Genomic DNA, 21,453 nt, shown 5'->3' on the forward strand with positions numbered 1-21,453 from the left:
CTAGTCGAAGAGCTCCTGCCGCTCCAGCTTGATGGCCCGCCGGCTCAGCCGCAGCGACGCCAGGACGAGCAGCGCCGTCGCGCCCACCGAGAAGGACTCCACCGGCAGGGCCTCGGGCAACTGCGTCTGCCGCTTCGTCAGGTACAGCAGCGACGTCATCACGAAGGCCAGCAGCGCCGTGTAGGTAAAGGCAATCGCCCCGGGCGAGGATGGCGACCTCCTGGCGCAGCACCGCGCGCCGGGTGTCAGGACTCGGCAGCAGCACTGTCGAGATGCCGCTGAGCGGAGGTCCCTCGCGCTCTGGCCCCTGCTACTGCCAATTCACCAGTGGCAACTTGACACCAACCATGTCGAGTCCTACTGTCTGAACCGTGAGCACGCCGAAGACACAGAGCGAATGGAAGCTGACGGAGCTGGCCGAGGCGGTGGGCGTCTCGCCGCGGACGGTGCGCTACTACGTCCAACGCGGCCTGCTTCCCGCGCCCCCCTTCCGGGGACCCGACACCGTGTACGGGGAAGAGCACCTGGTGCGGCTCAAGGCCATCCGCGTCCTGCAGGCGCGGTTCCTTCCCCTGGATGCCATCCAGGCGGAGTTGCAGCGCTTGAGCCTCGATGAGCTGCGCCAGCTCGCCGACTCGGACGCGACACCCACGCCCCCGGTGCACGCGCAGCCGCTACCGGGACCGGCCCCGGTGGCGCCACCGCACGCGCCTCGAAGACCGGCCACGGGCCTGAATCGTTACGAGCGCTGGGAGCTGCTCCCAGGGCTGGAGCTGCACGTCTCGGAAGCAGCGGACACGAAGACCCGGGCGCTCGCGGAACGCGTTCGCGCCCTCATCGCGGAGTTCCAGGAAAGGGAGAAGCCATGACCATCGAAAAGGCAGGGCTGTACACGCGCAACGGCACGCAGGTCCCCCTGCAAGGTGTCGAAGTCACGGGCGAGCTCCTCGGCGGCCACGCGCGCGTCCGCGTTCGCCAGCGCTACCGCAACGAGGAGTACCAGCCGGTGGAGGCCATCTACACCTTCCCCCTTCCCTCGGATGCCACGCTGTCCGCCTTCTCCATGACGTGCGCCGGGCGGCGCATCGAAGGCGTGGTGCGAGAGCGTGAAGAGGCCTTCCGCACCTACGACGACGCCGTCACGGCCGGCCATGGCGCCGCGCTGCTCGACGAGGAGCGCCGCAACGTCTTCACCGCCCAGGTGGGCAACCTGCTGCCCTATGAGGAGACCGTGGTGGAGGTGGAGTTCCTCCAGGCCGTCACCGCCGAGGAAGGCAGCGTGCGCTGGATGCTCCCCACGCTGGTGGCGCCTCGCTACATCCCCGGCGCGACCACGGGCGACCGCACCGGCCACGGCAGTGAAGAGCCCACGGCCCAGGTGCCGGACGCGGACCGCATCACCCCGCCCGTGGGTAACGTGCACTACGGCCTGCGCATGGACCTGCTCGTGGACCTGGGCCGCGAGGTGGTGGTGGAGAGCCCGTCCCACGCCATCACCACCACCCGGGAGGAAGGCACCCGCGTGCGCGTCGGCTTCTCGCGCGGCGAGGTGTCCCTGGACCGCGACCTGGTGCTGAGCCTGCGCAGCCCGGACAGCAGCGCGGTGTTCACGCCGCTCGTCACGCACCGCAAGGGCGAGGGAGGCCCGGGCACCTTCGCGCTCACCGTGGTGCCGGACCTGCTGGCCCTGGCCTCCGCGCCGCCCAAGCAGGAGGTGGTGTTCGTCGTGGACGTCTCCGGCTCCATGGCCGGTGAGAGCCTGCCCCAGGCCCAGGCCGCGCTCCGGCTGTGCCTGCGCCACCTGCGCGAGGGCGACCGGTTCAACGTCATCGCGTTCGAGAATCGCTTCCAGTCGTTCCAGCCCGAGCCTGTGCCCTTCACGCAGCGCACGCTCGAAGAGGCGGACCGCTGGGTGGCCGCGCTGAACGCGGATGGCGGCACGGAGCTGCTCGCGCCCATGCGCGCCGCAGTGCAGGCGGCGCCCGACGGCGTCATCGTCCTGCTCACGGACGGACAGGTGGGGAACGAGGCGGAGATTCTGCGCGCCGTGCTCGAGGCGCGGAAGACTGCGCGGGTGTACTCGTTCGGCATCGGCACCAACGTCAGCGACGTGCTGCTACGGGACATGGCGAAGCAGACGGGCGGTGACGTGGAGTTCATCCACCCGGGCGAGCGCATCGACGACAAGGTCGTGGCGCAGTTCTCCCGTGCGCTGGCACCGCGTGTCACCGAGCTGGAAGTCCACTTTGATGGCGTGGAGTGCGCGGAGCTGGCGCCCGCCGAGCTACCGCCCCTGGTGGATGGCGTGCCCTGGACGCTGCTGGGCCGCTATGCCTCGCCCGGGACGGGCACGGTGACGCTGCGGGGGCGGTCGGGACAGGAGCCCTTCTCGCTTACCGTCCGCGTGGACCTGCCCGCGGTGTCGGACCGGCCGGCGGTGGAGAAGTTGTGGGCCGCCGAGCGCATCCGGGGCTGGGAGGCCGCCCAGCTCGTCGGACGCCGCGCGGAGTCCATGAAACAGCGCATCGTCGAACTGGCCGTCGCGCACCAGATTGTCACCCGGTACACCTCGTTCGTGGTGGTGGAGGAGCGCAAGGGCGACCGGCGGAACTCGGGACAGGCGAAGACGCGCGTCATCCCCGTGGACGCCCCCGCGGGGTGGGCCATGTTCGGCGCGCAGAAGGAGGAGGACGCCGCGCTCGGTGGCGCCGTCCCCCGTCGCGGACGGATGGCCGCGCGTGGCGCCATGCCGCCCCCGTCGGCCGCCGCACCGGCCCCTGGGGCTCGTCCGCTGATTCAAGTGCGGCGCATCACCCCGCCCGGGCGCGCGCCCGCGCAGAGCGCGCCCTCCATGGATGCCGATGGCGGCACCACGGACTGGATGATCATGAGGAGCGAGCGGCGTGAGCAGGGCAAGGCCGACGCCATGAAGAAGAAGCGCCAAAAGGGAGGAATCCTCTCCAACTTCTTCGGCGGCGGTCAGTCTCCAGATTCGCTGAAGGAGGCAGAGCTCGAGGAATCCGACGCGTACCGCGACGAGGCTCCGGCCGCCGAGGGCGGTGTCGACACGGGCGCGGAGAGCCTGCTGTCCCGGCAGCTCGCCAACGGGCTCTGGGAAGGCACCGGCGAGGGTTCCGAGCCCGTGCGACAAGCGCGTGCCACGGCGCTGGCCTTGCTGACGCTGCTGCGCGAGGGCATCACCAGCAGCCATCCGCTGCATGGTGCGCAGGTGAAGAAGGCGGTGGAGGCCCTGCTGTCCCTGGCCGCCAGCCTGAGCGGCGATGCACAGGTGGCGGAGCTGGCGCTGGGCGTGGCGTGGCTGGCCGCGGCGGGACCGCGCACCCGGGGCCGCATCGAGCAGGCCGCGAAGCCGCTCGCCGGGCTCAACGGCCGGCTGGGCAACGAGGTGGCCCTGCGCGAGCACGTCGACACGCTGGCCGCGCGCTGACGCACCGCGAAAAGGCGGCGGCATGGCTGATACATGCCGCCGCCGCGCTTCGCATACAGTGACGGGCGCCATGACGCTCGCCACGCTCATCCTGCTTGCCACGCTCTCCGCTCAGCCCTCGGAGGCTCCTCCCTCTTCCGAGGCCACGGCACCGGAGACAGTCACCGCGCCGCCCCTGGTGTCCACGCCCGATGCCTGTGCAGCGAGCTCCGAGGCGGATTACTCGGCGGGCTTCGATGCGCTCGTGAGCGGCAACGACGCGAAGGCGCTGGAGCTGTTCGAGCGAGTGCTCGCGGCCTGTCCACAGCACCCCTATGCCACCGAGCTGGCCCGGCTCTCCCGGACACGGCTCGCGCCTGGGGGTCGGCTGGCCACCGGCGCCGCGAGCGAGATGGGGCGAGAGCCTTACTCCAGCGCCGCGCGTGCCTCTCTCGTCGTGGTGCAGACGCTGCACGGGGTCGCACAAGGCATCCTCCTGTGCGCCATCGGAGATTGTAGCGGCCAGGGTTACGCCGCGGTGTCACTGCTGGGCGCCGGAGCGGGCGCCGCCAGTTCGCTGCTGCTCACCCGGGGCGGGGTGACGGACGGACAGGCCGCCGTCATCAACTCCGGCACCGTGTGGGGCTTCTGGTTCGGTATCGCGACGCTGCTCGCCTTCGACCTGGATGGTGACCATGCCATTGGCGCCGCCATCCTCGGCGGGGCGGGCTTCACCGGCGTGGGCGTTCTGCTGGCGCACCTGGTGAACCCCACCTCCGGACAGGTGTCCCTGGCCAACTCGGGTGGCCTCTGGGCGGGCGCGGTGACGGCGCTGTTCCTGGCGACTTCGGACAACACTGACTTGAAGCGTTTCTTCGCCGTCGAGCTGGGCGCCACGGCCGCAGGCATCCTGTCGATGGCCATCCTGTCGAAGTATGTGCCGGTGTCCCGAGGCCGCATGCTCCTCATCGACGCGGGCGGCATCCTCGGCGGGCTGGTGGGCGCGAGCGCCCTCTACCTCACCGCGGGCAATGACGCGGGAGACGCCATCCTCGTGGGCAGCGGCGTCGGTGTGCTGGGCGGACTGGCCCTCACCACGTACCTCACCCGGAACTTCGACCTCCCGGACGCGCCCCAGGTGGCGCTGGCACCGCTCACCACGCCACGCGGGGGCACGGGCCTGTCGATGGTGGGCCGGTTCTAGCCTCGGTCAGCGGCGGCGCAGGCCGTAGATGGACATGACAATCTGCTCGAAGGTGCGTGAGGGCAGCACGGTCTTCGCCACCACCGCCACGCGCTGCGCCAGTTGGGCCACCGGGTAGCGCACGTGAGGCGCTCCGCGCTCCATCACCTCCAGCACCTTCTTCGCCACGTCCTCGGCGGCGAGGCCGCCGCGTTCGCCGGACTCGATGGCCTTCAGCACGGCCTCGAAGCGCTCCCGATACGCGGAACCCGCGCCCGCCTTCGCGACACACACGCGGTTCTGGGTGAGCTGCGTCCGCACGTCTCCGGGCTGCACCAGCGTCGCCTCGATGCCGAACTCGGCCACCTCCTGGCGCAGCGCCTCGGTGAAGCCCTCCAGGGCGAACTTGCTGGCGCTGTAGAGCGACTGGAAGGGCAACCCCACCTGCCCGCCCAGGGAGCTGACCTGGATGATGCGGCCGGCGCGCCGCTCGCGCATGGAAGGCAGCACCGCCTTGCACACGCGCAGCGCGCCCAGGAAGTTGGCGTCCAACTGCGCGCGCGCTTCCTCGATAGAGGTGTCCTCGGCGGCGCCCGCGAGCGCATGACCCGCGTTGTTCACCACCACGTCGATGCGGCCCTCACGCGACAGCACCGTCGCCACGGCTCGCTGCACGGAGTCGTCTTGGGTGACGTCCAGCTCCAGCATCCGGTAGCCCGGAGGCGCGGCCTCCACGGGACGGCGGCTGGTGCCGTAGACGATGTGGCCACGCGCGCTCAGCAGCTCCGCGCACGCCTTGCCGATGCCGGACGACGCACCGGTGATGAGAACGACACTTCCCTGCGAACCGGACATCCAGGCTCCGTGCGACAGTCTTCCTGGCGCACAAACCACGGGTGCACGAGGCCCGGCAAGAGCCTCTCACCCCGCGTCACGGGGGTACCCGGCGACTCAGACCGTCTTGCTGCGCGCCTGAGCGGCGACCCCCGGCTGCGCATCCTCTCCGGAGATGACGACCTGGTGGCGCTGCACCTCGCGCACCATGAAGAAGGCGGCGGCGGACAACACGCCCAGGTCATCCAGCCAGCCGAGCACCGGGATGACGTCCGGCAGCGCGTCCACGGGCGACAGGAAGTAGACCACCGCCATCACGCCGGCGAGCTTCCGCCAGAGCGCTACGTGCGGGTCGCGCACGTACCGGAAGAAACGGCTCCCCATTCCACGAAGGCCTGCGATGTTCATGCCTACCTCTACGCACGAGGGACCCGGGTGATTGCGGCCTCGGCCCACACCCAGCGTACGCCGTCCGGCCGCCCGGAGGACAGCCAGGCTCAGTCCGGGATGTCCTCCAGCACCATCGCGCGGCCCACCACCTCCAGCCTCGCCCGGTCACCCGCGCGCAGCGGCAGGTCCGGCGCGCCGCGCACGGTGAGCTCCAGGCCGTTGCACGCCACGGTGAACTCGGCGGAGGGGCCCTGGAACTCGCGCGCCAGCACCTCCGCTCGCAGCGCGCCGCCCAACGCGACGCCGTCCGTGTCCGGCACCAGTCGCATCGCCTCTGGCCGCAGCGACAGCAGCACGTTGCCCTTCGCTGGCGCGCCCGTCACCGGAAGGATGCCGAGCAGCGTCCGGGCGCCATTGCCGAAGCCCACGCCCGGCAGCAAGTTGGTGCCGCCCAGGAAGTACGCCACGAAGGCCGTGCGCGGCGTGGCGTAGACAGCCTCCGGCGTGCCCACCTGCTCCACCTGGCCCGCCCGCATCACCGCCAGGCGGTCCGCGAAGGCCATGGCCTCCTGCTGGTCATGCGTGACGAGCATCACCGTGGCCCCCAGCGACTTCAGCACCCGCCGCACCTCCATTCGCGTGGAGGCCCGCAGCGCGCTGTCCAGGCTGGAGAAGGGCTCATCCAGCAGCAGCACCCGCGGCCCGGGGGCCAGCGCGCGGGCCAGCGCCACGCGCTGCTGCTGCCCACCCGAGAGCGCGTGCGGCATGCGCGACTCGAAGCCCTCCAGGCCGAAGAGCTTCAGCATGTTGCTCGCGCGGGCGCGGGCTTCCTGGCGCGGCATCGCGGTGAGGCCGAAGGCCACGTTCTCCACCACGGACAGGTGCGGGAAGAGCGCGTAGTCCTGGAACACCATGCCCACGCTGCGCTGCTCGGACGGCACGAAGGCGCCAGGACTGGCCAGGGTGCGGCCGTCCAACGTGACGGTGCCGCTGTTGGGGCGCTCGAAGCCCGCTACCAGCCGCAGCGTCGTCGTCTTGCCACACCCCGACGGGCCCAGCAGCGCCAACACTTCGCCGGGCTCCACCGCCAGGGACAAGCGGTCCACCGCGGCGGTACCGCTGGAGGAATAACGAAGGGTGACGTCGTCGAGCGAAAGCAGAGGCATGGCGGGCGGCGCACCCTACCGCGTTCCCGGGGGCCCGGGCGCTTTGGCTTAACTCGGAGACGAGCCGCCCTCTTGCGACACCAACAGCCCCACACCCAGCGTGGAGACGGCCATCAGCACCAGCGCCGGCAGCGCGGCCTCGGCGAAGCGGCCCTCGGCCGTGGCGCCCCAGACGCGCGTGGCGAGCGTCTCGAAGCCGATGGGCGCCAGCAGCAACGTGGCCGGAAGCTCCTTCATCGCCGTGAGGAAGACGAGCGCCGCGCCCGCCAGCAGCCCGGGCCGTAGCAGCGGCGCCGTCACCCGGCGCAGCACGCCGGACGGAGGCTGGCCCAGCGACGCCGCGGCCTCCGGCAGGTGCGGGTTGAGCTGAAGCAACGACGCCCGCACCACGCCCACCGCCTGCGGCAGGAAGCGCACCACGTAGGCCAGCACCAGCATGACCAGGGTGCCGTAGAGGAAGGGCACCGTCTGCACGCCCAGGAAGACGAGCGACAGCGCCAGCACGATGGGCGGCAGCGCATAACCCGCGTAGGACACGCGCTCCAGCGCCACCGTGAGGCGGCTCGGGTAGCGCACCGCGAGGAAGGCCAGCGGCAACGCGCCCACCACCGCCGCCACCGCGCCCAACATGGAAGCACTCACCGAGTTCCACGCGGGCCCCATCATCGGCCCCGACTCCACCGACAGCCCTTGCACGCCCCAATAGACGAGCACGCCGACCGGGAGCCCCACGCCCACCGCCACCACCGCGCCGCACAAGAGCAGCGCCGGCACGCGCCAGCGGCCCAGTTGTACGAGCGAGGAAGCCCTGGCCGCGCCCTTCGCGCTGCGGTGGTAGCCCGCACGGCCGCGCAGCCACAACTCCAGGGCCAGCACGCCCACCGTCACGGACACCAACGCCAGGCCCAACAGCGCCGCGTAGCTGCGGTCGTACGCGCCCTCGTACTGCACGTAGATGGCGCGCGAGAAGGCGTCATACTGCACCAGCGCAACCGCGCCGAAGTCGGAGAGGACATACAGCCCCACCAGCAGCGCGCCCGACGCGAAGGCAGGACGCAGCAGGGGCACGGTGATGCGGAAGAAGGCCCGGGCGGGTGTGAGTCCCAGGCTCCTCGCCCCCTCCAGCCACGCCGGGTCCTGAGACAGGAGCCCGGCGCGCAGCGCGAGGAAGAAGTACGGATACGTCGACACCGTCAGCGCCAGCAGCGCTCCGGGAAAGCCATACACGGGTGGCACCGGAAGACCCCAGCGCGTCAGGGGTTCCTCCAGCGCGCCGCCCACGCCAAACGCCGCCAGCAGCACGTAGCCGCTGACGAACGTGGGCACCGCCAACGGCACACACAACAACACCGTCCACAGACGGCGCCCCGGCAGGTCCGTGCGCGCGGTGAGCCAGGCCAGCGGCAGCGACAGCAGTGCCGCGCAGCCCGTCACCGCCGCCGCGAGCCCCAACGTGCGGCCCAACAGGCCCCACGTCTTGTCTCGCAGCAGCAGGCCCCATGCGTCCGCATCCGCTTCCGCGGCGCGCACGCACAGGTATATCGCGGGAACCAGCGCCAGCGTGGCCATGGCCACGCCAGCCACCCATAATCCCACCGGGGCACGACGAAGCATCAGAGGACGCCAGTATCCTGGAGCAGCTTCACGGTGCCGCGCAGGTCATCCAGCCTGGACAGGTCCAGGTCGGGCGAGCCCACCTTGTCGAGCGCCGGCAGGCCCTCAGCCAGCTTCACGCCAGACACCAGCGGGAACTCGGACGTCTCCTGCGCGAAGTACGTCTGCGCGTCGGCGTCCAGCAGGTACGCGGCCAGCTTCTTCGCCGCGTCCGTGTTCTTCGAGCCCTTGAGGATGGCCACGCCCGCCACGTTCACCAGCGCGCCCGGGTCACCCGCCGCGACGAAGTAGTTGGCCACGGGCAGGTCCGCTTTGTTCTTCTTCGCGGAGTACAGGTAGTAGTGGTTCACGAAGCCCGCGTCGATTTCACCGCGCCCCAGCGCCTCGATGATGGCGGAGTTGTTCTTGTAGACGCGCGGCGCGTTGGCCTGGACGCCCTTGAGCCACTGCGTCGCGGCCTCGTCGCCCTTGAGCAGCCGCAGCGCGGTGACGAAGGACTGGAACGAGGCGTTGGTGGGCGCCCAGCCCAGGCGGCCCTTCCACTTCGCATCCGTGAAGCCAAGGATGCTCTTGGGCAGCGTGTCCGCCTTCACCTTCTTCGTGTTGTAGGCCACCACGCGCGCCCGGCCGCTGGTGCCCACCCACACGCCCTGCGGCGAGCGGAAGCGCGCATCCACCTTGTCCAGCGTCTCCTTGGGCAGCACCTGAAGCTGACCCGCCTTCGCCAGCGCGCCGAGCGCCCCCGCGTCCTGCGCGAAGAACACGTCGGCGGGCGTCTTCGCCCCCTCCTCCAGCAACGTGGCCGCGAGCTGCGGCGTCTCGCCGTAGCGCACCTTCACCTCGACCCCCGTCTTCTCAGTGAACTTCTTGAGGAGCGGGCCCACGAGCTTCTCGTTGCGGCCGGAGTAGATGGTGAGCGTCTCCGCCGCGAGCGCGGGGGAGGCCAGGGTCAGGACCAGGGAGGCCAGGAGGAGTCGTACCATGAGCCGGCACCCTAACGGACGGCCTCCCCCGCTTCCACCGATTGCGCGCGGGCGCCCGGTGAAGCGCGAAACAGGTGACGACCGCGCTCCTTCGCTGCCCGGAGTAACCTCGTGGGCCGCAACCTCCCGCCACCGTGGAGACACCATGCCGCGCCCGCTCGTCGCCGCCTGTGCCGCCGCCCTGCTCGCCGCGCCCTCCGCCCTCGCGCAGGCGCCTGCGTCCCCGAAACCACCCGTCTCCACACCCAACCCGATGAAGGACGCCGCCGAGCGAACCCGGAGCGCGCTCCAGCTCACACCCGCGCCCCGCCCCGAGGACGTGCGCTCCATCGATTCCCTCATCGCCGCGCTGTACGACGTCATCAGCGGCCCGGCGGGCCAGGCTCGCGACTGGCAGCGATTCCGCGCCCTCTTCCACCCGGGCGCGCAGATGATTCCCATCCGCCGCCCGAAGGACGGCAAGGGGCCTGCGGCCACGCCCTTCACCCCGGATGACTATGCCACCTCCGCCTCGGTGGCCTTCGACAAACGGGGGTTCTTCGAGAAGGAGACGCGCCGACAGGTGTCTGGCTATGGCGACATGGTCCAGGTGCTGAGCGCGTATGAGACGCGTGAAACCGCGGACGGGCCGGTGATGACCACGGGCGTCAACAGCTTGCAGCTCGTCTTCGATGGCCGGCGCTGGTGGATTCTCAACATCGCCTGGACGGACGACAAGGCCGCGGGGGTTCCCGTGCCGAAGGACTTCACCCGGAAGTAGAACGCGCGCCATGGGTGACGCGTCCCTGCGCGATGTGCTGGTGGTGGGGAGCTACTGCCACGACCTGCTCCGGCATGGCCCCGGGCGGGAAACACATGCGCTCGGCGGGTCGGCGGCGTACATCGCGTCCGTCCTGGATGCGATGGGGCTGGAGTACGCGGTGGCCGCGGTGGCCGGCGAGGACTTCCGTTACGCGGACCAGGTCCGGCATCCGCCGCGCATCGTTCCGGGAACGCGCACCACGCAGTTCATCGCGGACTTCGAGGGAGAGGCACGGACGCTTCGCGTCAGCGCGAAGGCGGAGCCGATTCGCCCTGCGGACATCACCGTGGACGCACGCGTGGCACTGGCGTGCGGGGTGGCGGGTGAGGTGCTGCCGGAGACGCTGCTCCATGTCTCTGAGCGGGCGCGGCATGTGCTGGCGGATGCACAGGGGTTGATTCGGGCGCTCGATGATGACGGACGGGTGCTCAATCTCCGCCTGGAGGACACGCCTTTCGCGGGGCTGCTGGAGCGGCTTCGGGTGCTGAAGGCCAGCGAGGAAGAAGCCCGGGCAATGGACATCGAGCGGGTACGTCAGCGGACGTGCCTGGTGGTGACGCGTGGGGCGCGGGGCTGCACGGTGTTCACGGCGGATGCGCGCATCGACGTGCCCACGGTTGCGGTGGAGGAAGTGGATGCCACGGGCGCGGGGGACTGCTTCATCGCGGGCTTCACGCTGGGGTTGCTGCGAGGACTGCCGTTCGAACGCTGCGCCGCGCTGGCGAACTGGTTTGGCGCGCAGGCGGTGACGCAGGTGGGTGTGCCGAAGCTGGATGTCAGCCGGCTTCCAACGGAACTGCGATAAGCAGCATTCAATGAAAAGCCAGAACACTGTTACGCCCTTGGGATGTGTGCTCGTAAGCCTTGCCCTGGGATGTTCCAGTGGCGCGCACTCCACCGGGAGAAGAGGCGAACCGTACGCACTTGCTTCCTGCTCCGATTCCGTATCGTGCTGCCTTCAGCGATTCCCCGGCATGCCCGAAGCATGTGGACTTTCCGCTGCCGAGGCCGCTGTGCTCATGACCGGCGCCCAAGCAGTAACGAACACCGCATCGGTCGAGTGGGATGACTCACATAATGCAGCTCTCCCCGAGTGGAAGCGAACGTGCATTCGTGCCTATGGCGACTGCAAACAGGATGGCTGGAAGGGCCACTGTTACTCCTGCTTTCAACTGTGCGAGGGCCAACAGGAATGGCCCGGCGACAAATGCTATCCCGTGGGAAAATAGCGCATGGCTGAAGAACTCGACTGGGACCCGATTCGCGCCCTTGCGCGCCGAGTGCTGCGCAATGGAGAGCCCCTGATGCTCACCATCGAAGTGCGGGAACTCCTGGCGCGAACTGCTCGTGAAGTGGGCCTCAGTCAAGCCGATGCGACTTCGGCTCTTGCGTCGGACACGAGCGCCCTGGAACTCCTCCGAGAGTGCTCGCGTCGCATCAGCGAAGGGTCCAGCCGGATGGTGAATGCACTTCACCGGATGTACCAGCACAAGCGCGCGGGTGACCTCGACAGTGCCCGCCAGGAAATGCGGGACGTGTTGGCCGCCGAGGAGGTGCCGCACTACCGCGCCGTTGCGCAGGGCCAACTCAACCTGCTGGATGATGAGCCTTGAATGACAACGGGGACGCGACTTCCGCCGCGTCCCCGTCAGTCAGCCTTCCGGCGATTCAACGAGCAACTCAGCCCTGCGTGGGCTCCTCGCCACCCGGGGTGCCACCCTCCTCGGACGCCGGGGCTGACTCGACAGCGGCTTCCGCAGGCGCCGCGGCCTCCGCCGTGGCGTCCGCAGGCACAGCGGCGTCAGTCGCTTCCGGAGCGTTGGCCTCCGCCGTGGGCACCGCGCCCTCGGCCGGCGCCACCGCCTCGCCGTTCTCCTCGGACTCGTCGCTCTCGGGCAGCTTGGAGATGGCCATGACCTTCTCCTGCTCGTTCTCCAGGGCAATCAGCCGCACGCCCTGCGTGTTGCGGCCGATGACGGAGATCTCCTTCACCCGCATGCGGATGAGCATGCCGCCGTTGGTAACGAGCATCACCTCGTCCGCTTCCTTCACCTGGAGCAGACCCACCACCTTGCCGTTCCGCTCGGTGGTCTTGATGTCGATGATGCCCTTGCCGCCACGGCCCTGCTGCCGGTACTCGGCCTCCTGCGTCCGCTTGCCGTAGCCGTTCTCCGTCACCGTGAGGATGGCCGCGTCCGTCTCCACCACGTCGGCGCCCACCACCTCGTCGCCGTCCTCCAGCGTGATTCCCTTCACGCCGTAGGCCTGGCGGCCCATGGAGCGGACCTCCGTCTCCGGGAAGCGGATGCTCATGCCCGACGCCGTCGACAGCAGGATGTCCTTGCTGCCGTCGGTAATCATCACCGCCACCAGCTCGTCACCGTCGTCGATGCCCAGCGCGATGATGCCGCTGGAGCGGACGTTCTCGAACGCGCTCAGGTCCGTGCGCTTCACCACGCCCCGCTTCGTCACGAAGAAGACGTAGCGGTTCTCCGGGAAGTCACGCGTCACCAGCACCTGCGCCAACCGCTCGCCCTCGCCGAACTGCACCAGGTTCACCATGGCCTTGCCGCGCGACGTGCGGCTGGCCTGCGGAACCTGGTGCACCTTCAGCGAGTACAGCTTGCCCTTCGTGGTGATGGGCATCAGGTACGCGTGCGTGCTGGCCACGAACAGCTTGCTGACGAAATCGTCTTCCTTCGTCGCAGCGCCCGTCTTCCCGCGCCCACCGCGCTTCTGCGCCCGGTACTCGGTCAGCGGCGAGCGCTTGATGTAGCCCGTGTGCGACAGCGTAACCACCATCGTCTCTTCGGCGATGAGGTCCTCGCTGGTCATCTCATCCACGGCGCCAGTGATTTCCGTGCGGCGCTTGTCGCCGTAGCGCTCGCGAATCTCCACGAGCTCCGTCTTGATGACGTTGAGCAGGCTGCGCTCGTTGGCCAGGATGTCCTGCAGCCGCGCGATGTCGCGCACCAGGCCGATGAGTTCGCGGAACAGCTCCTCGCGCTGCAGGCCGGTGAGCCGCTGCAGGCGCATCTCCAGGATGTTCTGCGCCTGGCCCTCGCTGAAGCCCGCGCCCTCGTACTTGTGCGCCAGGCCCGCGTAGCTGGGCTCCTCGTTGCGAGCGCGCGAGACGAGCAGCTCCATCTGCGCCTTCGCCTTGTCGTAGTCGATGCGCTGGAGGGTCGCGAAGCGCTCGTGCTCGTACAGCGAGGGCGACAGGATGTTCATCAGGCCCCAGCGCGCCTCGTCCGGGTCCTTGGACGCGCGGATGAGGCTGACCACCAGGTCGATGAGGTCCTGCGCGACGAGCAGACCTTCGACGATGTGCATGCGCGCCAGCGCCTTGCGCAGCTCGTAGCGCGTGCGGCGCGTCACCACGTCACGGCGGTGCGCGATGAACCGGTCCAGCATCTCCTTCAGGTTGAGCGTGCGCGGCTGACCGCCGTCGATGGCCAGCATCACCGCGCCGAAAGTCGTCTCCAGCGACGTCATCGCATACAGGTTGTTGAGCACCACCTGCGAAATCGCATCGCGCTTGAGCTCGATGACGATGCGCATGCCCTGGCGGTCGCTCTCGTCGCGGATGTCGCTGATGCCCTCCAGCTTCTTCTCGCGCACCAGCTCGGCGATCTTCTCGATGAGCCGCGCCTTGTTCACCTGGTACGGAATCTCCGAGAAGATGATGGCCTCGCGGTCACCCCGCTTGGAGGTCTCGATGTCCGAGCGCGCCCGGATGGTGACCTGGCCGCGGCCCGTCTCGTAGGCGCGGACGATGCCCTCGCGCCCGGTGATGATGGCGCCGGTGGGGAAGTCCGGACCGGTGATGAACTCCATCAGGTCCCGGACCGTGCAGCCCGGGTTGTCGATGAGGTGCAGCGTGCCGCTGATGACCTCGGTCATGTTGTGCGGCGGGATGTTGGTGGTCATGCCCACCGCGATGCCGCTGCTGCCGTTGACCAGGAGGTTGGGGAACTTCGACGGGAGGACGAGCGGCTCTTCCAGCGAGTCGTCGTAGTTGGGACCGAAGTCCACCGTCTCCTTGTCGATGTCCGCCAGCAGGTCCTCCGCCAGCCGCTCCATGCGCACTTCCGTGTAACGCATGGCCGCTGGCGAGTCGCCGTCCACCGAGCCGAAGTTGCCCTGGCCGTCCACCAGCAGGTAGCGAAGGCTCCACTCCTGCGCCAGGCGCACCATGGCGTCGTACACCGACGAGTCACCGTGCGGGTGGTACTTACCGATGACGTCACCCACCACGCGGGCGGACTTCTTGTAGGCCCGGTTGTGGAGGTTGCCCAGGTCATTCATCGCGTACAGCACGCGGCGATGCACGGGCTTGAGTCCGTCACGTACGTCGGGCAGCGCGCGCCCCACGATGACGGACATGGAGTAGTCGAGATACGAACGGCGCATCTCGTCTTCGATGTTGACGGGAATGAGCTCTCCAGCGCTGTCCGGGGGGGGAGGCGCGGAGGGCGATGCCGGCTTGTCAGTCGTGTCGTCAGCCATGAGCTCTGGAAGTCTGCGGAGGGGCCCGCGAATGGGGGCCGCCATCCAGTGAGTGAGCGTTCGTAACCCCTGGATTTCCCAGCGTCAACAGAGGAAACAAGGGGCTCTCGCCCCGAACGGCGGGATGCCTGGAAGGGGCTCTTTTTTGAACGCTTGAGCGAGCCTTTTTCAGCCCTGCGGACGCAGGGGAGCAGCCAGGCGCTCCGCTTCGGCTCCCACCGGTCCTTCCGGGTCCCGTTTCTTTGCTTTTTCGAACGCGGCCAGGGCCCCTTCCCGGTCGCCCTTCAGCTTCAAGGCCACGCCCACGTTGAGGTGCGCGGAGGGAAAGTCACGGTCCATGGCCACGGCTTCCCGGAAGAGCACCAGCGCCTGGTCCACGTCGCCCGACAGCAAGGCCTCCTTGCCGGCCTGGACGCGCTTCTCCGCGTCATTCACGAGCTCCACCTGGAACACGCTGCCGCCCACCACGTTGGCGACAAGCACGCGCAGGATGCCGCCCCAGTAGAACGTGAGCCCCTCCGCGGCCACCACGGCGGCCAGCGGCAGGTCCGGAAGCAGTTGCTTGCCCCGGAACTTGAAGCGCACCCGCGTGTAGCGGCCCTTGTTGGCCCAGTGGACCATCTCCCCCTGGAGCTTGCGCAGCCCTTCTTCCATGCGCTTGGGGTCGATTTCGAAGGGCAACACGCGGCCCGCGGTCTCACCGGACGGGAGTGCCTTGGGGCCCGGGCGTCCAGGGGTGGGCTCGTCGGCGAGGATGGGCTCAGCTTCCAGCACGGGGGGCCGAGGAACTTTGACGGCGGGCTCAAACACCGGCGCGCTGGCGCGACGGGGCGCGGCGCTCGTCCTCAAGGCGGCCTTCTTCGGGGCAGCGGCCTTCTTCGCCTTCGCCTTCGACGCGGCGGGCTTCTTCGCCTTCGACGGACGCTTCTGGGAAGTGCTCTTGGCCATGGACACACCTTAAACGAGCCACGGCGACAACGCTTGCATGGTGCCGCCCGATGGTGGGCTTCGCACGGTTCTTCGCACGCACGCCACACGACTTCACGCCGCGCGCGTCCCTTCCCACCGGGCGCGAGGGGATGATGGCGTTCCTTCCCGAAAGGACTGCTCCCCGCATGACTCGCGTCCGGCACGCCCTGCTCTCCGCCCTGCTCCTCGCCACCCCCATCGCCAGCGCCGCGCCCGCCGACCCCATCGCGTCCCAGGACGACTGGCCCCGCCTCCGCAAGGAGCGCATCCAGAAACTGCTGCCCCAGGCCATGGCCCGCGCCAACGTGGACGCGTGGGTGGTCATCTGCCGGGAGAACGACAACGACCCGCTGGCCATCCACGTCGGGTGTGAGAACGCCGGAGGCACCGCCGCCTTCCTGTTCCTCAAGCAGGACGCGGCCGTGCGCGGCGTGGCCCTGTCACCGGAAGGCGAGGCCACCGCGCTCCGCGACGTGGCGCCGCTCGATGAGGTGGTGCCGCTGCCGCGCGGAACGAATCTCTACGCGCAGCTGGCCTCGCGGCTGGCGGCGGCGAAGCCGAAGCGCATCGCCGTCAATTCGTCCACGTCGGTGGCGGTGGCCGATGGCCTGTCCGCCACGCAGCGCGCCGCGCTGGAGAAGGCCCTGACGCCCGCGTTGCGCAAGAAGTTGGTGTCCTCCGAGGACCTCGTCTCCGAGTGGCTCTCCGTGAAGCTGCCCGAGGAGGTGGACATCCTCCGCAAGGCCGCCGCGCTGACGTCCCAGATGGAGATAGAGGCCTACCGCGCGGTAGTGCCGGGCAAGACGCGCGACGTGGATGTGGCCCGCTTCCTCCGCCAGCGCATGGCGGAACTGGGCGTGGGCGACGCCTGGGCGCCGGACCAGAACCCCAACGTCCAGAGCGGCCCCACGCGCGGGCACTCCCACGCCACCGAGCGCGTCATCCAGCCGGGTGACTTCATCCAGACGGACTTCGGCATCCGCGTGGGCGGCATGTGGGTGACGGACATCCAGCGCTTCGCCTACGTGCTGGCGCCGGGCGAGACGCAGCCGCCCAAGGAGGCCCTGGAGAAGTGGGAGAAGGGCAAGAAAGGCAGCCGGATTGCATTGGCCACCCTGAAACCCGGCGTGCGCGGCTGGGACGTGGACAAGGCCCAGCGCGACTGGATGCGGGAAGCCGGCTCCGCGCCCGTCATGTGGGGAACGGGGCACCCGGTGGGCTACTGGGCGCATGACGTGGGCCCGGCGCTCTCCGGCGCGCAGCAGGGCAAGCCCGCGGCGGGACAGGCGGCGCGCATCGTCCGGCCCGGGCAGGTCTTCGCCTTCGACGGGTTCTTCGCGTGGCCGGACGGCGGCGAGGGCGAGCAGCGCATCATCGCCGTGGAGGAGATGGCCGTCGTCACCGAAACGGGTGCGGAATACCTCATCCCACCCCAGGAAGATTTGGTGCTCATCCCCTCCCCGGGTCCTTCCCGCCCCGTGCCGTGAGACATGTCTCGCGTGACAATCTCGTGGGAGAAGCTTGAGTAGGATGCGCTGAACCGCTCGCGGAGAGGGCCCGATGCAGAACGTGCTGGTGATTGACGACGACGCCTTCGTGCTCTCGGTGGTGAGGGACATCCTCCAGAGCGCGGGCTACGGGGTCGTGGCGGTGCAGTCACCCGCGGAGGCGTTCAACCTGGACCTGTCCAGCGTCTCCGCCATCCTCTGCGACTACAACATGCCGGACATGAACGGCTCCGACGTGCTCACGGTGATGCGGGAGCTGAAGGACTGCCGGGTGCCGTTCATCTTCCTCACCGGACACGAGGAGCTGGATGACCTCGTGTCCGTGGCCATCCGCTACGGCGCGGAGCTGCTGCCCAAGCCCATCCAGCCCGTGGAGCTGGTGCGGCTGCTCGTCAAACAGCTCGCCTCCGCGGCCTGAGCGCGATGTGTCCACGCGCTGCGCCACAGATGACAATGGCTGCCCGGGTGCACCCAAGCCCCCTCGCTCGCTCCGCCTTGATTGGATGAGAGAGAAAGACAAATGGTGACCGCATACCCTCACTCAGGGTAAAAATAGGATATCGGGAAAGGACTGCCATGAAAGAGCCGTTTTGGACCCTGTACCTCACCCTGACAGTGCACGGACACCCTCCGGACATCTGGTACTACAACGTCAAGTTGCGGAACGAGGCCATCTACATCGGGACAAACGAGCACCACATCACGGTGCTGGCGAACCATGGCGGATGGCACGTCACCATCAACCAAAGCCATGACGGTCAGGTCGCGGGCGGGTTCGACGACCTCGTGAACCTGCGATGGGATGTCACACCGGAGATAGGTCGCGCGCTTGAGTGGATCCGACACCACCGCGTGAACATGTAGAGCCCCGGCACTCGACGCGCTCTCGGTTCGCAGCCCTGACCGAACACCTGCTGAGCGCAAGGAGCGCCATGGCCTTCGCGGCTGGCGGCGGAGCCCTCCAGCGGCGGGCCTGCGCTCAACCGAGCACGGCCACCAACTGGCGGCACTGGGCCAGCAACTCACCCTCCTGGGTCCACAGCTGCTGGAAGTCCTCGGAGTAGCCCTCCGCCGCCTGCCGTGAGCGCCCCGTGCGCAGGAAGTGGGCGTCCTCGCGCAGGCCCGGGCGCGGCAGGTCGTGGAAGAAGTGCACGGTGAAGTCCACGCTGGCCGCCGCGTGGAAACCATCCACGCGCGAGAGCACCGACGGCGGATAGGCGTCCATCAACCCCACGCACAGCGGCGCGTCCAGCACCATGGGCTCACGCGGGCGAAGCCAACCGCCCGTCTCCGCCACGTCCGCGCCGGAGTACGGCGCCGAGCCCACGCAGAAGCGGTACTCGAAGAAGCTGCAGAAGGTGGGCATGGGCACGTCGTCCGGCACCACGGGGACGTCTTCCGGCGGCGGCACCACCGGGCGCTTCACGTCGAAGTACTCCGTCGCGCCGCCGCGCGAGGTGCCGAACGTGGCGGTGGCCACGCACAGCACACCCGCGGCGCTCTCGATGCGCGCCGTCGCGTGCGTGACGAGCCGCCCCGTCCGTTCGATGCGCGTCTGGATTTCCGCCTCCCCCTCCACCGCGGGCGCGCAGAAGTGCACGGTGAGCGTGCGCACGGGACGGCCCGGCTGCTGGGCCTGCGCCAGGGTGTGCTCCAACGCGCGCAGCGTCGACCCCGCGACGATGCCGCCATAGGCGCCCTTGCCCTGGTACCAGGGCGCGGTGAAGCGGATGCCGTAGCGGTTGGGAGAGAGTGGCTCGGGGGTGGTGGCAGCGAGGAAGGCAGCGGTCATGTCGCGCCGCAGCGTATCAACGCGGCCCCGGTGTGTCCGGCCCGAGTCTCTCGCGGCTCGCCGCCCCTTCAGGCGGACAGGCGCCAGTCGATGGGCGGACGGCCGTGGGACTCCAGCGCCTCATTCACGGCGCTGAAGGGACGGCTGCCGAAGAAGCCATTGCTGGCCGACAGCGGCGAGGGGTGTGTGCCCTCGATGACGACGTGCCGCTTCGAATCGATGAGCTTCTTCTTCTTCTGCGCGTAGCGGCCCCACAGCAGGAACACCACCGGGTCGTCCTTGGCGCTCACCGCGCGAATGACGGCGTCCGTGAAGTCCTCCCAGCCGTGCCCCGCGTGGCTGTTGGGCTTCGCCTGCCGCACCGTCAGCACCGCGTTGAGCAGCAGCACACCCTGCCGGGCCCAGGGAATCAGAGAGCCGTCCTTCGGGCGGGGCACGCCCACGTCGCTCTCCAGCTCCTTGAACATGTTAACCAGCGAGGGCGGCGGCGCCACCCCCGGCTTCACCGAGAAGGCCAGCCCATGCGCCTGTCCCGGCCCGTGGTAGGGGTCCTGGCCCAGCAGCAACACCCGCACGTCTTCATAGGGCGTGAGCCGGAAGGCGGAGAAGAGGTCCTCCTCCGACGGAAAGACGGTGGCCTCCCGCCGCTCCGCTTCGACGAAGCGCTCCAGCTCATGGAACGACGGCGACGCCAACGCCGCGCGCAGCTCCTGCTTCCAGTCTTCCGGCAGCCCTTCCGCGAGCACGAACGCCTCCCTTTTCCGACGGCGGCGGCATTGAAACACCGGGCATCGGGAGCGCCCACTGCTTTTCCGCCCGGCCACGCTGGAAACCGCCGGTGGGCGGCCCCTGCCCCAGAAAGCAGCCGGACAGGCGGGGCGGGTTCTTGGGCCCTGGGGCCAGAGCGCGCTAGCCTGGGTGGCGCCATGACGATGTACACCGAGTCACTCCGCGCGTTCCTCAAGCCCGTCCTGCCCTACATGGATGACGAGGCCGTGTCGGAAATCATGATCAACGGCCCGACCGACATCTGGATTGAGCGCAAGGGCCGGCTCACGAAAGTGGATGCATCGTTCACCGACGAAGGCCTGCTCGGCGCCGCGCGCAACATGGCCCAGTTCGTCGGCCGCATGCTCAACGAAGAGCGCCCCCGCCTGGACGCGCGCCTTCCGGATGGCAGCCGCATCCACGTGGTGATTCCGCCCATCGCGCGCAAGGGCACCACCATCTCCATCCGCAAGTTCTTCAAGGAGAAGCTGACGGTCCAATCCTTGATGAAGTTCGGGTCGCTCACGCCGCAGATGGCGCGCCTCATCGAGGCCGGCATCGCCACCAAGCTCAACATGCTGGTGGCCGGCGGCACGGGCTCCGGCAAGACGACGCTGCTCAACATCGTGTCGTCGCTCATCCCCGACGAGGAGCGCATCCTCACCATCGAGGACTCGGCCGAGCTCCAGCTCAACCAGTCCCACGTCGTGCCCTTCGAAAGCCGGCCGCCCGACAAGTTCGGCAAGGGCGCGGTGGACATGGGCGATTTGCTCCACTCCGCGCTGCGTCTGCGCCCCGACCGCATCGTCGTCGGTGAGGTGCGCGGCGGCGAGGCCTTCCACCTCATGCAGGCCATGAACACCGGCCACGGCGGCTCGCTGGCCACCACGCACGCCAACACGCCCACGGACACGCTGCGCCGCATCGAGTCGCTGTGCCTCATGTCCGGCGTGGAGCTGCCCATGGTGGCCGTGCGCGCCCAGGTGGCCAGCGCCATCAACTTCATCATCTGCTGCGAGCGCCTCCACGACGGCAGCCGCAAGACGATTGCCCTGTCGGAGGTGCTGCCCCTCAACGAGAAGGGCGACTACCGCACCCAGGACATCTTCGTCTTCACGCCCGTCACCAAGGACGAGGACGACCACATCCTGGGCTACCACGCGCCCACCGGCATCATCCCCAACTTCGTCAGCAAGGCGCGCGCGTACGGCTTCCACGACCTGGACGAGTCCTTCTTCGACCCGGCCACCTACGGCCTGCCGCCGCCGCCCACCTTCCACGCGGGCGAGTCGTACTCGGTGCGCTGGGCCCCGTCCCTGAAGCACCGCGAGCAGGGAAGGCCAGACCCGGACCACTTCAAGCAGGAGTGGGCCGCCTTCGAGCAGCGCCTCAAGCAGGACGCCCGCGACGCGAAGGCCGGCAAGGCCGCCGCCGCGCCGCCTCCGCCTCCCGCGCCGGCCGTGCAGGTGCAGGTGCCCGCGAGTCACCCCACCCCGCCGCCCTCGGCG

At 69.2% G+C, this 21,453-nt stretch carries 20 protein-coding genes; 10 read left to right on the forward strand and 10 right to left on the reverse strand.

The window, feature by feature from the left end; genetic code table 11:
* Window positions 1-162 carry a hypothetical protein gene (locus tag FMQ63_RS37580; RefSeq protein ID WP_011550904.1) on the reverse strand — a complete coding sequence of 54 codons (162 nt, stop codon included), beginning with the start codon at window positions 160-162 and terminating at the stop codon, window positions 1-3.
* Between the two features lie 209 nt (window positions 163-371).
* On the opposite strand from FMQ63_RS37580, the gene FMQ63_RS26085 reads away from it, so the two are divergent.
* From FMQ63_RS26085 to FMQ63_RS26095, 3 genes are read left to right on the forward strand one after another with little or no spacing between them, the layout of a single operon-like run.
* Window positions 372-869, forward strand: a complete 498-nt coding sequence (locus FMQ63_RS26085; protein WP_011550903.1) for a MerR family transcriptional regulator — start codon at window positions 372-374, stop codon at window positions 867-869.
* Entirely contained in the window at window positions 866-3,448 is a 2,583-nt protein-coding gene (locus FMQ63_RS26090; protein WP_011550902.1) for a VIT domain-containing protein, read from the forward strand. The genes FMQ63_RS26085 and FMQ63_RS26090 overlap by 4 nt, the downstream gene beginning before the upstream one ends.
* 22 nt (window positions 3,449-3,470) lie before the next feature.
* The gene (locus tag FMQ63_RS26095) at window positions 3,471-4,631 is read left to right on the forward strand and encodes a hypothetical protein (RefSeq protein WP_011550901.1); all 1,161 of its coding nucleotides are present in this window, start codon (window positions 3,471-3,473) and stop codon (window positions 4,629-4,631) included.
* Between the two features lie 6 nt (window positions 4,632-4,637).
* Here FMQ63_RS26095 and FMQ63_RS26100 read toward each other — a convergent pair whose 3' ends face one another.
* From FMQ63_RS26100 to FMQ63_RS26120, 5 genes are all read right to left on the reverse strand, one after another.
* On the reverse strand, window positions 4,638-5,465 hold the full coding sequence (locus tag FMQ63_RS26100) for an SDR family oxidoreductase (RefSeq protein ID WP_011550900.1): 828 nt from the start codon (window positions 5,463-5,465) through the stop codon (window positions 4,638-4,640).
* Window positions 5,466-5,561: 96 nt separating this feature from the next.
* Window positions 5,562-5,828 (reverse strand): YkvA family protein, encoded by a 267-nt coding sequence (locus FMQ63_RS26105; RefSeq protein ID WP_171452243.1) that lies wholly within the window; start codon window positions 5,826-5,828, stop codon window positions 5,562-5,564.
* 113 nt (window positions 5,829-5,941) lie between these two features.
* On the reverse strand, window positions 5,942-7,000 hold the full coding sequence (locus FMQ63_RS26110; protein ID WP_011550898.1) for an ABC transporter ATP-binding protein: 1,059 nt from the start codon (window positions 6,998-7,000) through the stop codon (window positions 5,942-5,944).
* Between the two features lie 48 nt (window positions 7,001-7,048).
* A complete protein-coding gene (locus FMQ63_RS26115) occupies window positions 7,049-8,614 on the reverse strand; it encodes an iron ABC transporter permease (RefSeq protein WP_011550897.1) in 1,566 nt (521 codons plus the stop codon).
* A complete protein-coding gene (locus tag FMQ63_RS26120; protein ID WP_011550896.1) occupies window positions 8,614-9,597 on the reverse strand; it encodes an iron ABC transporter substrate-binding protein in 984 nt (327 codons plus the stop codon). Before FMQ63_RS26120 ends, FMQ63_RS26115 begins: the two co-directional genes overlap by 1 nt.
* A gap of 145 nt (window positions 9,598-9,742) precedes the next feature.
* Here FMQ63_RS26120 and FMQ63_RS26125 point away from each other — a divergent pair, with 145 nt between their 5' ends.
* The 3 genes from FMQ63_RS26125 to FMQ63_RS26135 all read left to right on the forward strand — a co-directional run bounded on the left by FMQ63_RS26125 (window position 9,743) and on the right by FMQ63_RS26135 (window position 12,012).
* Window positions 9,743-10,357 carry a nuclear transport factor 2 family protein gene (locus tag FMQ63_RS26125; protein WP_020478734.1) on the forward strand — a complete coding sequence of 205 codons (615 nt, stop codon included), beginning with the start codon at window positions 9,743-9,745 and terminating at the stop codon, window positions 10,355-10,357.
* A gap of 10 nt (window positions 10,358-10,367) precedes the next feature.
* On the forward strand, window positions 10,368-11,204 hold the full coding sequence (locus FMQ63_RS26130) for a PfkB family carbohydrate kinase (protein ID WP_011550894.1): 837 nt from the start codon (window positions 10,368-10,370) through the stop codon (window positions 11,202-11,204).
* Window positions 11,205-11,631: 427 nt separating this feature from the next.
* Window positions 11,632-12,012 (forward strand): DUSAM domain-containing protein, encoded by a 381-nt coding sequence (locus FMQ63_RS26135; protein ID WP_011550893.1) that lies wholly within the window; start codon window positions 11,632-11,634, stop codon window positions 12,010-12,012.
* Window positions 12,013-12,079: 67 nt separating this feature from the next.
* Here FMQ63_RS26135 and gyrA read toward each other — a convergent pair whose 3' ends face one another.
* Both gyrA and FMQ63_RS26145 read right to left on the reverse strand, forming a co-directional pair.
* Window positions 12,080-14,908: a DNA gyrase subunit A gene (gene gyrA / locus FMQ63_RS26140; protein WP_011550892.1), complete on the reverse strand. Its 2,829-nt coding sequence runs from the start codon at window positions 14,906-14,908 to the stop codon at window positions 12,080-12,082.
* A gap of 168 nt (window positions 14,909-15,076) precedes the next feature.
* Window positions 15,077-15,856: a M48 family metallopeptidase gene (locus FMQ63_RS26145; RefSeq protein ID WP_011550891.1), complete on the reverse strand. Its 780-nt coding sequence runs from the start codon at window positions 15,854-15,856 to the stop codon at window positions 15,077-15,079.
* A gap of 167 nt (window positions 15,857-16,023) precedes the next feature.
* On the opposite strand from FMQ63_RS26145, the gene FMQ63_RS26150 reads away from it, so the two are divergent.
* The 3 genes from FMQ63_RS26150 to FMQ63_RS26160 all read left to right on the forward strand — a co-directional run bounded on the left by FMQ63_RS26150 (window position 16,024) and on the right by FMQ63_RS26160 (window position 18,249).
* Entirely contained in the window at window positions 16,024-17,364 is a 1,341-nt protein-coding gene (locus tag FMQ63_RS26150) for a Xaa-Pro peptidase family protein (RefSeq protein ID WP_171452241.1), read from the forward strand.
* Between the two features lie 73 nt (window positions 17,365-17,437).
* The gene (locus tag FMQ63_RS26155; RefSeq protein WP_011550889.1) at window positions 17,438-17,803 is read left to right on the forward strand and encodes a response regulator; all 366 of its coding nucleotides are present in this window, start codon (window positions 17,438-17,440) and stop codon (window positions 17,801-17,803) included.
* 158 nt (window positions 17,804-17,961) lie between these two features.
* Window positions 17,962-18,249 carry a hypothetical protein gene (locus tag FMQ63_RS26160; RefSeq protein ID WP_011550888.1) on the forward strand — a complete coding sequence of 96 codons (288 nt, stop codon included), beginning with the start codon at window positions 17,962-17,964 and terminating at the stop codon, window positions 18,247-18,249.
* Window positions 18,250-18,364: 115 nt separating this feature from the next.
* Here FMQ63_RS26160 and FMQ63_RS26165 read toward each other — a convergent pair whose 3' ends face one another.
* Together FMQ63_RS26165 and ung are read right to left on the reverse strand one after the other, a co-directional pair.
* Window positions 18,365-19,177: an acyl-CoA thioesterase II gene (locus tag FMQ63_RS26165; protein ID WP_011550887.1), complete on the reverse strand. Its 813-nt coding sequence runs from the start codon at window positions 19,175-19,177 to the stop codon at window positions 18,365-18,367.
* 68 nt (window positions 19,178-19,245) lie between these two features.
* Complete coding sequence (ung, locus tag FMQ63_RS26170; RefSeq protein WP_011550886.1) at window positions 19,246-19,923, reverse strand: uracil-DNA glycosylase; 678 nt, start codon at window positions 19,921-19,923, stop codon at window positions 19,246-19,248.
* A 180-nt stretch (window positions 19,924-20,103) separates the two neighbouring features.
* On the opposite strand from ung, the gene FMQ63_RS26175 reads away from it, so the two are divergent.
* Window positions 20,104-21,453, forward strand: a 1,350-nt coding sequence (locus FMQ63_RS26175) for a CpaF family protein (RefSeq protein ID WP_141276762.1), incomplete at its 3' end; no start/stop codon positions are given.

The organism is Myxococcus sp. CA005 (assembly GCF_006518205.1).
GTDB classification, from domain to species: Bacteria; Myxococcota; Myxococcia; order Myxococcales; family Myxococcaceae; genus Myxococcus; species Myxococcus xanthus.